This window comes from Streptomyces sp. NPDC025784 (assembly GCF_055558435.1).
In genome coordinates, this window is the sequence record NZ_JBVHMN010000001.1 from 1,070,081 (window position 1) to 1,084,913 (window position 14,833).

The following is a 14,833-nucleotide window of genomic DNA, read 5'->3' on the forward strand; positions in this document are numbered from 1 at the left end:
CCGAGCCCTCAACGCGCGCCGCATCGGATCGCACTGACGCCGGATCAGACCGCCCGAGCCCGAGGGATGAGCCGTGACCCAGAATCAGCCGCCCGGCGCGCCCCGGGCCCGCATTCCAGGCCCCTCACAGCCCCCGCTGCCGTACCCCCGCCCACATGACGGCCTCTGGAGGCGCTGCCTGGCGGTGGGACTCGCGCTCTGGGCACTGACGGCGACCGTCACCTACGCGACACGGGACACCGCCCTGCTGCCGACCCTGATCCTGCTCGGCAGTTTCCTCGCCCCGGTCGCGTTCGTGCTCTGGGCGTACCAGCGACACGGTCGCGACCTGGGCGTCCATCTGATCCTGGGCTGCTTCCTGACCGGCGGGACCCTCGGCGTCGTGGGCGCGTCGATGACGGAGCACCACCTGCTCCACCCCTCGTGGGGGATGTACGTGGGCGCCGGGCTGATCGAGGAGGCGGCGAAGCTCGCCGCGCTGGTGTTCGTGCTGCACCGCCACCCCCGCGTGCGCGGGCCGCGGGCGGGCCTGGTGCTCGGCGCGAGCGTCGGGTTCGGCTTCGCGGCCCTGGAGAGCGCGGGCTACGCCTTCAACGCCACCGTCTCGCTCCAGGGCATCGATCTGCGCGCACTGCTCGAGACCGAGATCCTTCGCGGGGTGCTCACCCCGTTCGGGCACGGCCTGTGGACGGCCGTCACCGGCGCCGCGCTGCTGGCCTGCCGCCGCGCGAACGGACGCTTTCGGCCCGCCTCGCCGGTGGTCGCCGCCTGGGCGGGGGTGGCCCTGCTGCACGCACTGTGGGACTCGACGCACGGCATCGCCCTCTGGCTGGTGGCCCGGCTGACCGCCCGGGGACTGGACCGGACACTGTCCACCCAGGGACACCTGCCGTGGTCCACCGACGAGCAGAGGCACCTCTTCACACTCCTCTCGGTCGGCGGCCTGGTCCTCGTCGCGCTCGCCGGAATCGCCTGGGTGCGTTCCCTGGCGCGCCGCGCACCTGCTTGGAGAAATACCCCCTAGGGGTATAGTGTGATGAGTATCGAGGGAACCTGGCCCAACAGGACCCCCTCCGCACACGCACACCACACAGGTCCAGACGAGGAGAACGACATGACCGCCCAGACCGAAACCACGGGTTCCGTCACCGCCGTCTACAAGGTGAGCGGAATGAGCTGCGGACACTGCGAGGGCTCGGTCGGCGGCGAGATCTCCGGGATCGCCGGCGTCACCTCGGTGAAGGCCGTCGCCTCGACCGGTGAGGTCACCGTCGTCTCCGCCGCCCCGCTCGCCGAGGCCGACGTCCGCGCCGCGGTGGACGAGGCCGGTTTCGAGCTCGTCGGCCCGGCCTGACCCGCGCGGGGACCCTGCGCGCGACGCCGAAACGCAACTCTTCCCACCGGGCCGTACCGACCAGCTGATACTGGCTCCGTGCGGCCCGGTCCGCTCCCTGGAGTACGGACGTGACGAGCACCACCGCTGCGACACCGATAGCCACGACCTCGGAAGTCGAACTCACCATCGGCGGCATGACCTGCGCCTCCTGCGCGGCCCGTGTCGAGAAGAAGCTCAACCGCATGGACGGCGTGAGCGCCACCGTCAATTACGCGACGGAGAAGGCGAAGGTCTCATACCCCGAGGGGGTACACGTCGCGGACCTGATCGCCACCGTGGTGAAGACGGGGTACACCGCGGAGGAACCCCCACCGCCCGCGCTCCCCGAGGACCTCCTCGGAGACGGCGACGAGGCGCGGACGGCGGATTCCGGCGACGGCCCCGAGCTGGTCGCCCTGCGCGGGCGCCTGCTCGTCTCCGCCCTGCTCGCCCTGCCCGTCGTCCTGCTGTCGATGATCCCGGCCCTCCAGTTCGACAACTGGCAGTGGCTCTCGCTCACGCTGGCCGCGCCCGTCGTGGTCTGGGGCGGGCTGCCCTTCCACCGGGCCGCGGCGACGAACGCCCGGCACGGCGCCGCCACCATGGACACGCTGGTCTCGGTCGGCACCCTCGCCGCGTTCGGCTGGTCCCTGTGGGCCCTGTTCCTCGGCGACGCCGGGATGCCGGGGATGCGGCACGGCTTCGAGCTCACCGTCTCCCGGACGGACGGCGCGTCGGCGCTCTACCTGGAGGTCGCCGCCGGCGTCATCGCCTTCATCCTGCTGGGCCGCTATCTGGAGGCCCGCTCCAAGCGGCGCGCCGGAGCGGCACTGCGGGCCCTGCTGGAGCTCGGCGCGAAGGACGTGGCGGTGCTGCGCGGCGGCCGCGAGGTCCGCGTCCCGGTCGGTCAGCTCCAGGTCGGCGACCGCTTCGTCGTACGGCCCGGCGAGAAGATCGCCACCGACGGCACGGTCGTGGAGGGCTCCTCGGCCGTCGACGCGTCCATGCTGACGGGCGAGTCGGTGCCGGTGGACGCCACCGTCGGTGACGAGGTGACCGGCGCGACGGTCAACGCGGGCGGCAGGCTCGTCGTCGAGGCCACCCGGGTCGGCGCGGACACCCAGCTCGCACGGATGGCACGGCTCGTCGAGGACGCGCAGAACGGCAAGGCCGAGGTGCAGCGCCTCGCCGACCGGATCTCCGGCGTCTTCGTGCCCGTCGTGCTGCTGATCGCGGCCGGCACCTTCGGGGCCTGGCTCGGCGTCACCGGCGACACGGTCGCCGCGTTCACCGCGGCCGTCGCGGTCCTGATCATCGCCTGCCCGTGCGCGCTGGGCCTGGCCACGCCGACCGCCCTGATGGTCGGCACGGGGCGCGGCGCCCAGCTCGGCATCCTCATCAAGGGGCCCGAGGTCCTGGAGTCCACCCGGCGCGTCGACACGGTCGTCCTGGACAAGACCGGCACGGTGACGACGGGAAGGATGCGGCTCCAGGAGGTCCACGTCGTCGCGGGAGACACCGAGGAGGACGTCCTGCGGCTCGCCGGAGCCCTGGAACACGCCTCCGAGCACCCGATCGCCCAGGCGATCGCGGCAGGCGCCCAGGACCGCACCGGAGAGCTTCCCCCGGTCGAGCAGTTCGAGAACGTACCCGGGCGCGGAGTGCGCGGCCACGTGGCGGGCCACGAGGTCACGGTGGGCCGGCTCCTGCCCGACGCCACCGCCGTCGACGGGCACCCGCTCCCGGACGAACTGGCCCGTGCGAAGGACGCGGCCGAGGCGGAGGGCCGTACCGCCGTGGTGGTCACCCGGGACGGCGTGGCGGTCGGCGTCCTGGCCGTCGCCGACGCGATCAAGGAGACCAGCGCCGAGGCCGTGCGCGAACTGCGCGCCCTGGGGCTCAGGCCGGTACTGCTCACCGGCGACAACCGAGCGGTCGCGCAGGCCGTGGCACGCGCCGTCGGCATCGGCTCCGAGGACGTGATCGCCGAGGTCCTGCCGCAGGACAAGGTCGCCGTGGTGGAGCGCCTGCGCCGTGAGGGCCGGACCGTCGCGATGGTCGGCGACGGGGTCAACGACGCGGCGGCGCTCGCCACCGCCGATCTCGGGCTCGCGATGGGCACGGGCACGGACGCCGCGATCGAGGCGAGCGATCTCACGCTCGTGCGCGGGGACCTGCGGGTGGCCGCGGACGCGATCCGGCTGGCACGACGGACCCTGTCGACGATCAAGGGGAATCTGTTCTGGGCCTTCGGGTACAACGTGGCGGCGCTGCCGCTGGCCGCCACCGGACTGCTGAACCCGATGATCGCGGGGGCGGCGATGGCCTTCTCCTCGGTGTTCGTGGTGACGAACAGTCTTCGGCTCCGGACATTCTCATGACGTCGGAGTAAGAGTCCCCCTAGAGTCCAACCGCAGCCTCACATAAGCTCTTCACAAGGCTCGCGCATCTTCCTTACGCTTGGGCCCCCATTGACGTACCGGGGCTCTTGCGCATCTTCGGGACATATGCAAGAGACGCAGATCACAGTGATGTGAACGTAACCATCGAAGGGGTTCGTGAGTCTAAGTTGGCGATGTCAGAAGCGTCTTGGGGGGCGTGACTGACATCTGGGGATGTCTTGGGGGACGTTCCCGGAAATTGCGGTGCCGGGGCGCGTACACCGGGGAGCTTTGAGCGGCCCTCCCGTCGTACGGGTCCCGGCAGATCGCACCGCAGGGCGGTTCGCACCGCAGTACCGATGGTTTTGCTCGTTTTGCTCGCAGCGATTCAGGCGCTGTTCCACAGACGCCCGGCCGGATCCCGTGGGGGGAATCCGCACCGGGACAAGGAAAGCGCCCTGACTGCCGGCCCGTGGGGGGACCGGCAGCAGGGCGCTTTCCGTCTGTCCGGGGTCGGTTCGCCGGCGGAGCGCTTCCGGTCCGGGCCACAACGCCTCGAGGGCGCCCCGGCAGGTGTGGAACACCTCCGGTGCGCCCTTCGGCTCGGGCTCCGGGACCGCCACGGCGACCGGGAGGCGGCCCCCGGTCGTCACGCGTCGCTCGTCAGCGGGTCAGCGGGCCTCGACCGGGACGAAGTCGCGCTCGACGACGCCCGTGTAGATCTGGCGCGGGCGGCCGATGCGGGAACCCGGCTCCTTGATCATCTCGTGCCACTGGGCGATCCAGCCCGGGAGGCGGCCGAGGGCGAACAGGACCGTGAACATCTCGGTCGGGAAGCCCATGGCGCGGTAGATCAGGCCGGTGTAGAAGTCGACGTTCGGGTAGAGGCTGCGCGAGACGAAGTAGTCGTCGGAGAGCGCGTGCTCCTCCAGCTTGAGCGCGATGTCCAGCAGCTCGTCGGACTTGCCGAGCGCGGAGAGGACGTCGTGCGCGGCCGCCTTGATGATCTTCGCCCGGGGGTCGAAGTTCTTGTAGACGCGGTGCCCGAAGCCCATCAGGCGGACGCCGTCCTCCTTGTTCTTCACCTTGCGGATGAAGGAGTCGACGTCGCCGCCGGAGGCCTGGATGCCCTCCAGCATCTCCAGGACGGACTGGTTGGCGCCGCCGTGCAGCGGGCCCCACAGGGCGGAGATGCCGGCGGAGATCGAGGCGAACATGTTCGCCTGCGAGGAGCCCACCAGGCGCACGGTGGAGGTCGAGCAGTTCTGCTCGTGGTCCGCGTGCAGGATCAGCAGCTTGTCGAGCGCGGAGACGACGACCGGGTCGAGGTCGTACTCCTGCGCGGGGACCGAGAAGGTCATGCGCAGGAAGTTCTCGACGTACCCGAGGTCGTTGCGCGGGTAGACGAAGGGGTGGCCGATCGACTTCTTGTACGCGTACGCCGCGATCGTCGGAAGCTTGGCGAGCAGGCGGATCGTGGAGAGGTTGCGCTGCTTCTCGTCGAACGGGTTGTGGCTGTCCTGGTAGAACGTGGACAGCGCCGAGACGACCGAGGACAGCATGGCCATCGGGTGGGCGTCGCGGGGGAAGCCCTTGTAGAAGTTCTTGACGTCCTCGTGCAGCAGGGTGTGCTGCGTGATCTCGTTCTTGAAGGTGGAGAGCTCGTCGATGTTCGGCAGCTCGCCGTTGATCAGCAGGTACGCCACCTCCAGGAAGGTGGAGCGCTCGGCCAGCTGCTCGATCGGGTAGCCGCGGTACCGGAGGATGCCCTGCTCACCGTCGAGGTAGGTGATCGCGGATTTATAGGCGGCGGTGTTCCCGTATCCGCTGTCCAGCGTCACCAGCCCGGTCTGGGCGCGGAGCTTTCCGATGTCGAAGCCCTTGTCGCCGACGGTGCTGTCGATCACCGGGTAGGTGTACTCGCCATCGCCGTACCGCAGTACTACAGAGTTGTCGCTCACGTCATCCCTCACCGACGTTGTGCCTCTTCTTCGAGGTGCCCTGACTGTCTCTACCATCCCCCATTTGGCCCTGGAGAGTGCACTCGGGGTCGACCATTGGGCCCATTGGCGGCACTCAGTGCCGCCAACCTGCACATCCTGCCTCCCCTCGCGCCGGTTCCGGAAGTGCTCTGTGACCTTTACGACTCGTTTGATCGATCATTTTTCGCGACGGGGGCCGTCCGGGCGTCGGCAGGGGCCTCTCCATGGTCGCGCAGTCACGGGCTTGCGGCGGTCTCAGTGCTGGGCGAGCCGGTGGTCCAGGGCCGTGCACCGGCGCCCCGCGGACACCGTGCGCACCGCCTGCCCTATGGCCTTGCGCGAGCCGACGAGGACGACCAGTCTCTTGGCGCGCGTGACGGCGGTGTAGAGCAGATTGCGCTGGAGCATCATCCACGCACCCGTGGTGACCGGGATCACCACCGCCGGGTACTCGCTGCCCTGTGAGCGGTGGATGGTCACGGCGTACGCGTGGGCCAGCTCGTCGAGTTCGTCGAATTCGTAGGGCACCTCCTCGTCCTCGTCGGTCAGGACCGTGAGCCGCTGGTCGACCGGGTCGAGCGAGGTGACGACGCCCACGGTGCCGTTGAAGACGCCGTTCTCGCCCTTCTCGTAGTTGTTGCGGATCTGGGTGACCTTGTCGCCGACGCGGAAGACGCGTCCGCCGAAGCGCTTCTCGGCGAGGTCGGGGCGGCCGGGGGTGATCGCCTGCTGGAGCAGGCCGTTGAGGTGGCCCGCGCCCGCGGGGCCCCGGTGCATGGGCGCCAGCACCTGCACGTCCCGGCGCGGGTCCAGGCCGAACTTGGCCGGAATCCGCCGCGCGGCCACGTCCACCGTGAGCCGGCCCGCCTCCTCGGTGTCGTCCTCGACGAAGAGGAAGAAGTCCTTCATGCCGTCGGTGACCGGGTGCAGGCCGGAGTTGATCCGGTGGGCGTTGGTCACCACCCCGGACTGCTGGGCCTGGCGGAAGACGCGGGTGAGACGGACCGCGGGGACGGGACTGCCGTCGGCGAGCAGGTCGCGCAGCACCTCGCCCGCGCCGACGCTGGGCAACTGGTCGACGTCGCCCACGAACAGCAGGTGAGCGCCCGGCGGAACGGCCTTGACCAGCTTGTTGGCCAGCAGCAGGTCGAGCATGGAGGCCTCGTCCACGACGACCAGGTCGGCGTCCAGTGGACGGTCCTTGTCGTAGGCCGCGTCGCCGCCCGGCTTGAGTTCCAGGAGGCGGTGCACGGTGGAGGCCTCTACGCCGGTGAGCTCGGCGAGGCGCTTGGCGGCACGGCCCGTGGGCGCGGCCAGGAGGACCTTCGCCCTTTTGGCGCGGGCCAGTTCCACGATGGAGCGGACCGTGAACGACTTGCCGCAGCCGGGCCCACCGGTCAGCACGGCGACCTTCTCGGTGAGCGCCAGCCGGACGGCGGCCTCCTGCTCGGGGGCCAACTCCGCGCCCGTACGCCCCTTCAGCCAGGCCAGCGCCCGGTCCCAGGCCACGTCGCCGAAGGCCGGCATCCGGTCCTGGCCGGCCCGCAGGAGGCGCAACAACTGGGCGGAGAGGGAGAGTTCGGCGCGGTGGAAGGGGACCAGGTAGACCGCCGTCACCGGTTCGCCGCCGTCGGGGCCCGGCACCTTCTCCCGGACGACACCGGGGTCCTCGCCGTCCTCGGCCGGTGCCGCCAGCTCGGCCAGGCACTCGATGACCAGGCCGGTGTCCACCTGGAGGAGCTTCACCGCGTCGGCGATCAGCCGTTCCTCGGGCAGATAGCAGTGGCCCTGGTCGGTGGACTGCGACAGCGCGTACTGGAGGCCCGCCTTGACGCGCTCCGGACTGTCGTGCGGGATGCCGACGGACTGGGCGATCTTGTCGGCGGTGAGGAAGCCGATGCCCCAGACGTCGGCCGCCAGGCGGTACGGCTGGTTCTTGACGACGGAGATCGACGCGTCGCCGTACTTCTTGTAGATCCGGACCGCGACCGAGGTGGAGACCTCGACACTCTGGAGGAAGAGCATGACCTCCTTGATCGCCTTCTGCTCCTCCCAGGCGTCGGCGATCTTCCTGGTCCGCTTGGGCCCCAGGCCCGGGACCTCGATGAGCCGCTTCGGCTCCTCCTCGATGATCTGGAGGGTGTCCAGACCGAAGTGCTGGGTGATGCGGTCGGCGAAGACCGGCCCGATGCCCTTGACCAGGCCCGATCCCAGATAGCGGCGGATGCCCTGGACGGTGGCGGGCAGGACCGTCGTGTAGTTCTCCACGGTGAACTGCTTGCCGTACTGCGGGTGGGAGCCCCAACGGCCCTCCATGCGCAGCGACTCGCCGACCTGGGCGCCGAGGAGCGAGCCGACGACCGTGAGCAGGTCGCCGGCGCCCCGGCCGGTGTCGACCCGGGCGACCGTGTAGCCGTTCTCCTCGTTGGCGTACGTGATGCGTTCCAGTACGCCTTCGAGCACGGCGAGCCGCCGCTCGGCCGATGGGGTCCCCGCCTGCTGAGCCATGGTCCGACCGTACCGGTGCGGTGTGACAGCGGTGGGGACCGCTACGAGCCCATGGGCTCCAGCACCTTGCCGGGCACCAGCGGCCAGCCGTCGCCGCCGCGGATCAGCTCACCGCGGACGAGCGCGTCGTGCATGCGGTTGAGCCGTTCGTCGGGCCCCGCTCTGCCCCCCGTGAAGTACCCGGCCGGCGGTGTGCAGAGCCGGTGTTCCGTGCATCACGATCCGGTCTCAGGGGGTTGTATCCACGCGTGTAATCGTTTCCAATCCCTCGTGTAATCGATTCCACGAGGAGGTGGAGCGGCGATGGCGAGCATCAAGGACGTGGCCGCCGAGGCCGGCGTATCCGTCGCCACGGTCTCGCGCGTCCTGAACGACCATCCGTCGGTCAGCGCGGAGGCACGCACCCGCGTGATGGCCGCCGTACAGAACCTGGGCTACCGCCCGAACGCCGTCGCCCGCTCACTGCGCACCGACCAGACGCGCACCCTCGGACTGGTCATCAGCGACGTGCTCAACCCGTACTTCACCGAACTGGCCCGGTCCGTCGAGGAGGAGGCCCGCGCCCTCGGCTACAGCGTCATCATCGGCAACGCCGACGAGCGGCCCGACCTCCAGGACCACCACGTACGGACCCTGCTGGACCGGCGCATCGACGGACTCCTGGTCTCCCCCACCGACGGCGGCTCCCCCGGCATGCTGGACGCCGCGCGCACGGGGACGCCGATGGTCTTCGTGGACCGCTGGATCGCCGGCGTCGAGGTGCCCGTCGTACGGGCGGACGGCCGCTCGGCCGTCCGGGACCTCGTGGCGCATCTGCACGCCCTGGGACACCGCAGGCTCGCGATCATCGCGGGCCCCGCGGCCACCACCACCGGCAGCGAGCGCGTCCACGCCTTCCGCGAGGCCCTCGCCGAGCACGGGCTCCCGCTGCCGGACGCCTACACAGGGCAGGGCGACTTCCAGGCCGAGAGCGGACGGCGGGTCACCGAGGGCTTCCTCGACCTGGCCGAGCCGCCCGAGGTCGTCTTCGCCGCCGACAACCTGATGGCGCTCGGCGCGCTGGACGCCGTCCGCGCGCGCGGGATGCGGGTCCCCGAGGACATCGCGCTCGCCGCGTTCGACGACATCCCGTGGTTCGTGCACACCGATCCGCCGATCACGGCGATCGCGCAGCCGACGGGAGACCTGGGGCGGGCCGCCGTACGCGCCCTGGTCGACCGCATCGAGGGCCGGCCCCCTCAGTCCGTCACCCTCCCCGCACGGCTCGTCGTACGCCGCTCGTGCGGCGAGTCCCCCGCAACGAACAGGAGCGAGTCGTGAGCAACCAGGACGAGTTGCTGCGCATCGAAGGGATCCGCAAGACGTTCCCGGGTGTGGTCGCGCTCGACAGTGTGGACTTCGACCTGCGCCGCGGCGAGGTGCACGTGCTCCTCGGCGAGAACGGCGCCGGCAAGAGCACGCTCATCAAGATGCTCTCCGGCGCCTACCACCCCGACGCCGGGCGGGTCCTCGTCGACGGCGAGGAGGTCCGCATCCATGGGGCACAGGACTCCGAGCGCCTCGGGATCGCCACCATCTACCAGGAGTTCAACCTGGTTCCCGATCTCACGGTCGCCGAGAACATCTTCCTGGGCCGACAGCCGCGCCGCTTCGGGATGATCGACCGCAAGACGATGGAGGCGGACGCCGCGGAACTGCTCCGGCGCGTCGGCGTGAACGTGTCCCCCCGCGCACGGGTGCGCGAACTGGGCATCGCCCGACTCCAGATGGTCGAGATCGCGAAGGCGCTGAGCCTGCGGGCCCGCGTCCTGATCATGGACGAGCCGACCGCCGTGCTCACCTCCGAGGAGGTCGAGAAGCTCTTCGCGATCGTGCGTGCCCTGCGCGAGGACGGCGTCGGCATCGTCTTCATCACCCACCACCTGGAGGAGATCGCCGCCCTGGGAGACAGGGTCACGGTGATCCGTGACGGGAAGAGCGTGGGCCAGGTGCCCGCGTCCACGCCCGAGGACGAACTCGTCCGCCTGATGGTGGGCCGTTCCATCGAGCAGCAGTACCCGCGGGTGCGCCCCGTGTCCGGGGACGCCGCCGGCGACGGGGCGGCGGCCGACTCGGCGCTGCTCACCGTCGAGGGGCTCACCCGGGACGGCGTCTTCCACGACGTGAGCTTCGAGGTGCGGGCCGGCGAGGTCGTCGGCATCGCCGGCCTCGTGGGCGCCGGCCGCACCGAGGTCGCGCGCGCCGTCTTCGGTGCCGACCCCTACGACAAGGGCGCCGTGAAGGTCGCCGGGGCGGCGTTGCGCCGGCACGACGTGAACGCCGCGATGGAGGCCGGCATCGGGCTCGTCCCCGAGGACCGCAAGGGCCAGGGCCTCGTCCTCGACGCCTCCGTCGAGGAGAACCTCGGCCTGGTCACCCTGCGCGCCGCCACGCACGGCGGGCTCGTCGACCTCAAGGGCCAGCGGACCGCGGCCGCCCGGATCGCCGAACAGCTCGGTGTCCGGATGGCGGGCCTCGGCCAGCATGTGCGCACCCTCTCCGGCGGCAACCAGCAGAAGGTCGTCATCGGCAAGTGGCTGCTCGCCGAGACCAGGGTGCTGATCCTCGACGAGCCGACCCGTGGCATCGACGTCGGCGCCAAGGTCGAGATCTACCAGCTCGTCAACGAACTGACCGCCGCCGGTGCCGCCGTCCTGATGATCTCCAGCGACCTTCCCGAGGTCCTCGGGATGAGCGACCGCGTCCTCGTGATGGCGCAGGGCCGGATCGCGGGCGAACTGTCCGCCGACGAGGCCACGCAGGACTCCGTGATGGCGCTCGCCGTCAGCACACCGACTACCGACTCCGACTCCGACTCCGAAACCGCTGTGGAGGGCTCCCGTGGCCACTGACACGCAAACGAGCACATCGCGCGCCAGCGGCGCCTCGGCGGTCCGCCGCCTCCTGCTCGACAACGGAGCGCTCACCGCGCTCATCGTCCTCGTCATCGCGATGTCGGCGCTGTCCGGCGACTTCCTGACGACGGATAACCTGCTCAACATCGGCGTCCAGGCGGCCGTGACGGCCATCCTCGCCTTCGGCGTCACCTTCGTCATCGTCTCGGCGGGCATCGACCTGTCGGTCGGTTCGGTCGCGGCGCTCTCCGCCACCGTCCTCGCCTGGACCGCGACCTCACAGGGTGTGCCGGTCTGGATCGCGGTGATCCTGGCGATCGCCACGGGCATCGCCTGCGGCCTGGTCAACGGCGTGCTGATCTCGTACGGGAAGCTGCCGCCGTTCATCGCGACGCTCGCCATGCTCTCGGTGGGCCGCGGACTCTCCCTGGTGATCTCGCAGGGCAGCCCGATCCCGTTCCCCGACTCGATCTCGCACCTCGGTGACACCCTGGGCGGCTGGCTGCCCGTCCCGGTCCTGGTGATGGTCGTGATGGGCCTGATCACCGCGGTGATCCTGGGCCGTACCTACATCGGCCGCTCCATGTACGCGATCGGCGGCAACGAGGAGGCCGCGCGCCTGTCCGGGCTGCGCGTGAAGAAGCAGAAGCTCGCCATCTACGCCCTGTCCGGTCTGTTCGCGGCCGCCGCGGGCATCGTGCTCGCCTCCCGGCTCTCCTCCGCGCAGCCGCAGGCCGCACAGGGCTACGAGCTCGACGCGATCGCCGCGGTCGTCATCGGCGGCGCCTCGCTGGCCGGCGGCACGGGCAAGGCGTCCGGCACGCTGATCGGCGCGCTGATCCTGGCGGTGCTGCGCAACGGCCTCAACCTCCTGTCCGTGTCGGCCTTCTGGCAGCAGGTCGTCATCGGTGTGGTGATCGCGCTGGCGGTGCTGCTCGACACGGTGCGGCGCAAGGCCGGGGCGACTCCGGTCGCCGCCGGGGCGGGCACGCCGGGCGGCAAGGGCAAGCAGGCGGCGACGTACGTCATCGCCGCGGTGGTCGCGGCGGCCGTCGTCGGCGCCATGTCCTTCCTGCACACCGGTTCGTCCTCGTCGACGACGCAGAAGGTGGGCCTGTCGCTGTCCACCCTGAACAACCCCTTCTTCGTCCAGATCAAGGCGGGTGCGCAGCAGGAGGCGAAGAAGCTCGGCGCGGACCTGACCGTCACGGACGCCCAGAACGACGCCTCGCAGCAGGCCAACCAGCTCCAGAACTTCACCAGTTCCGGCGTCGGTTCGATCATCGTCAACCCGGTGGACTCGGACGCGGCGGGCCCGGCGGTCCGTTCGGCGAACAAGGCCGACATCCCCGTCGTCGGCGTCGACCGGGGTGTGAACAAGGCGGACACGGCGGCGCTGGTCGCCTCCGACAACGTCGAGGGCGGCAAGCTGGGCGCCGAGGCGCTGGCCGAGAAGCTGGGCGGCAAGGGCAAGATCGTGATCCTTCAGGGTCTGGCGGGCACGTCCGCGAGCCGTGAGCGCGGCGCGGGCTTCGCCGAGGGCCTCAAGGCCTACCCCGGCATCAAGGTCGTCGCCCGGCAGCCCGCCGACTTCGACCGCACCAAGGGCCTCGACGTCATGACGAACCTGCTCCAGGCCCACCCCGACATCCAGGGCGTCTTCGCCGAGAACGACGAGATGGCGCTCGGCGCGATCAAGGCGCTCGGTTCCAAGGCGGGCAAGTCGGTGTCGGTCATCGGCTTCGACGGCACCCCCGACGGTCTCAAGGCGGTCCAGGCGGGCACGCTGTACGCGTCCGTCGCCCAGCAGCCCAAGGAGCTCGGCCGGATCGCGGTGGAGAACGCGCTGAAGGCCGCCGAGGGCAAGAAGGTCGAGGAGACGGTGAAGGTGCCGGTGAAGGTGGTCACGAAGGAGAACGTGGCCGGCTTCGGCGGCTGACCCGGCCACCGACGGCGGGTGTACGGGAGGCCGCACCGGCCTCCCGTACACCCCGTCCCCGGGCACCCGCCCGGATGTGCGGGAACCCCCCGGGGACACCGCCCCGGCCCACCTGACGACGGTCGCGCAATACCGCACCGCCGCCCCGACCCACCCAAGCAGGGAGACAGTTCATGTACGACTACGACCTTCTGGTCATCGGATCGGCCAACGCCGACCTGGTGATCGGGGTCGAGCGGCGGCCCGCGGCCGGCGAGACGGTGCTCGGCTCCGACCTCGTCGTCCACCCGGGCGGCAAGGGCGCCAACCAGGCGGCCGCCGCCGCCCGTCTCGGCGCCCGTACCGCCCTGCTGGCCCGGGTCGGCGACGACGCGCACGGCCGGCTGCTGCTCGACTCGCAGCGCGAGGCCGGCGTCGACACCGTCGGCGTGCTGGTCGGCGGGGCGCCCACCGGCGTCGCGCTGATCACGGTGGACCCGTCCGGGGACAACAGCATCGTGGTGTCCCCCGGCGCCAACGGGCGGCTGACGCCCGAGGACGTGCGCGCGGCGGGAAGCCTGTTCCAGGCCTCCCGGGTGGTGTCGGCTCAGCTGGAGGTACCGCTGGAGTCGGTCGCGGAGGCCGTACGGCATCTCGCGGACGGCGGTCGTTTCGTGCTGAACCCCTCGCCTCCGCAGGCCCTGCCCCCCGAGGTGCTCGCGGCCTGCGACCCGCTGATCGTGAACGAGCACGAGGCCCGGGTGATCGCCGGCACGGAGCTCGGGGAACGTCCCGAGGACTGGGCGGAGGCCCTGCTCGCGCTCGGCCCGCGTTCGGTGGTCATCACGCTGGGCGCCCGGGGCGCGCTGGTGGCCGAGCGGGCGGGCGCCCGGGTCCGGGTGCCGTCCGTGCCGGTGGAGGCCGTGGACACCACGGGTGCGGGTGACGCGTTCACCGCGGCGCTGGCCTGGCGGCTGGGCCTCGGCGAGTCGCTGGCACAGGCCGCCGGGTACGCGGCCCGGGTCGGCGCCGCCGCCGTCACCCGGCCGGGGGCGCAGGAGTCCTTCCCCACCGCCGAGGAGGTCGCGGCGCTGTGAAGAAGGCCGGAATCCTGAACCGTCATCTCGCGGGCGCGCTCGCCGGGCTGGGCCACGGCGACGGGGTCCTGGTGTGCGACGCGGGAATGCCCGTGCCCGCCGGCCCGCGCCTCGTCGACCTCGCGTTCCGGGCCGGAGTGCCGTCCTTCGCCGAGGTGCTGGAAGGTCTGCTGGACGAGCTGGTGATCGAGGGCGCGACGGCCGCGCGCGAGGTCCGCGAGGCCAACCCGGCGGCGACGCGGCTGCTCACGGGGCACTTCCCCGCCCTCGAACTCGTGCCGCACGAGGAGCTCAAGGCGCTGTCGGCGGGTGCGAAGCTGATCGTCCGCACCGGTGAGGCGCGGCCCTACGCGAACGTCCTGCTGCACTGCGGGGTCTTCTTCTAGGCCGGTCCGGGGCCCCGGGCGCCACGGACGGGCCTCGGCGGCGGACCACGGTCGCGCGCCGCACCGGCGCCTGCCGGGGGCGACGGGCGCGGACATCCGTGTCGGACGTCATTCCGGAAGACTTCGAGGGGCCCGGTCCGTCGACCGGGCCCCTCGGCTTTCCCCTCCGTATCAGAACCCCCGCGGATCCCCCCAGATCCCCCCTCCAGAAGTCCTGATGCCAAGTACGACCCGCGAGGTACGGGGAGGGTTGCACGGGCTTTCCAAGATTTTTTCCGGCAACACGTACCGG

Annotated in this window: 10 protein-coding genes; 8 read left to right on the forward strand and 2 right to left on the reverse strand. The window is 71.1% G+C overall.

Going from position 1 to position 14,833, the window contains the following annotated elements; all coding sequences use genetic code 11:
• Positions 1–73: 73 nt before the first annotated feature.
• The 3 genes from ACZ4IF_RS04650 to ACZ4IF_RS04660 all read left to right on the forward strand — a co-directional run bounded on the left by ACZ4IF_RS04650 (position 74) and on the right by ACZ4IF_RS04660 (position 3,756).
• Positions 74–1,024 (forward strand): PrsW family intramembrane metalloprotease, encoded by a 951-nt coding sequence (locus tag ACZ4IF_RS04650; protein ID WP_467559480.1) that lies wholly within the window; start codon positions 74–76, stop codon positions 1,022–1,024.
• A gap of 90 nt (positions 1,025–1,114) precedes the next feature.
• Positions 1,115–1,354, forward strand: coding sequence for a heavy-metal-associated domain-containing protein (locus tag ACZ4IF_RS04655; RefSeq protein WP_359499935.1), 240 nt, complete (start codon positions 1,115–1,117; stop codon positions 1,352–1,354).
• A gap of 110 nt (positions 1,355–1,464) precedes the next feature.
• A complete protein-coding gene (locus ACZ4IF_RS04660) occupies positions 1,465–3,756 on the forward strand; it encodes a heavy metal translocating P-type ATPase (protein WP_467559482.1) in 2,292 nt (763 codons plus the stop codon).
• 671 nt (positions 3,757–4,427) lie between these two features.
• Here the strand turns inward: ACZ4IF_RS04660 and ACZ4IF_RS04665 are convergent.
• A complete protein-coding gene (locus ACZ4IF_RS04665) occupies positions 4,428–5,717 on the reverse strand; it encodes a citrate synthase (RefSeq protein WP_028803556.1) in 1,290 nt (429 codons plus the stop codon).
• A gap of 276 nt (positions 5,718–5,993) precedes the next feature.
• Positions 5,994–8,246, reverse strand: a complete 2,253-nt coding sequence (gene recD2 / locus ACZ4IF_RS04670; protein WP_467559484.1) for an SF1B family DNA helicase RecD2 — start codon at positions 8,244–8,246, stop codon at positions 5,994–5,996.
• 303 nt (positions 8,247–8,549) lie between these two features.
• On the opposite strand from recD2, the gene ACZ4IF_RS04675 reads away from it, so the two are divergent.
• The 5 genes from ACZ4IF_RS04675 to rbsD all read left to right on the forward strand — a co-directional run bounded on the left by ACZ4IF_RS04675 (position 8,550) and on the right by rbsD (position 14,541).
• Positions 8,550–9,566 (forward strand): LacI family DNA-binding transcriptional regulator, encoded by a 1,017-nt coding sequence (locus tag ACZ4IF_RS04675; RefSeq protein ID WP_467559486.1) that lies wholly within the window; start codon positions 8,550–8,552, stop codon positions 9,564–9,566.
• Entirely contained in the window at positions 9,563–11,137 is a 1,575-nt protein-coding gene (locus ACZ4IF_RS04680; protein WP_467559488.1) for a sugar ABC transporter ATP-binding protein, read from the forward strand. The genes ACZ4IF_RS04675 and ACZ4IF_RS04680 overlap by 4 nt, the downstream gene beginning before the upstream one ends.
• A complete protein-coding gene (locus ACZ4IF_RS04685) occupies positions 11,127–13,079 on the forward strand; it encodes an ABC transporter permease/substrate-binding protein (protein ID WP_467559490.1) in 1,953 nt (650 codons plus the stop codon). Before ACZ4IF_RS04680 ends, ACZ4IF_RS04685 begins: the two co-directional genes overlap by 11 nt.
• A 173-nt stretch (positions 13,080–13,252) precedes the next feature.
• Positions 13,253–14,155, forward strand: a complete 903-nt coding sequence (locus ACZ4IF_RS04690; RefSeq protein ID WP_467559492.1) for a ribokinase — start codon at positions 13,253–13,255, stop codon at positions 14,153–14,155.
• Positions 14,152–14,541 (forward strand): D-ribose pyranase, encoded by a 390-nt coding sequence (gene rbsD, locus ACZ4IF_RS04695; protein WP_359499917.1) that lies wholly within the window; start codon positions 14,152–14,154, stop codon positions 14,539–14,541. Before ACZ4IF_RS04690 ends, rbsD begins: the two co-directional genes overlap by 4 nt.
• Positions 14,542–14,833 lie beyond the last annotated feature (292 nt).

Bases quoted from the DNA above. Each gene is read 5' to 3' on its own strand.
- recD2 (WP_467559484.1), bottom strand. From the start codon at position 8,246: ATGGCTCAGCAGGCGGGGACCCCATCGGCCGAGCGGCGGCTCGCCGTG.
- ACZ4IF_RS04690 (WP_467559492.1), top strand. From the start codon at position 13,253: ATGTACGACTACGACCTTCTGGTCATCGGATCGGCCAACGCCGACCTG.
- ACZ4IF_RS04675 (WP_467559486.1), top strand. From the start codon at position 8,550: ATGGCGAGCATCAAGGACGTGGCCGCCGAGGCCGGCGTATCCGTCGCC.
- ACZ4IF_RS04655 (WP_359499935.1), top strand. From the start codon at position 1,115: ATGACCGCCCAGACCGAAACCACGGGTTCCGTCACCGCCGTCTACAAG.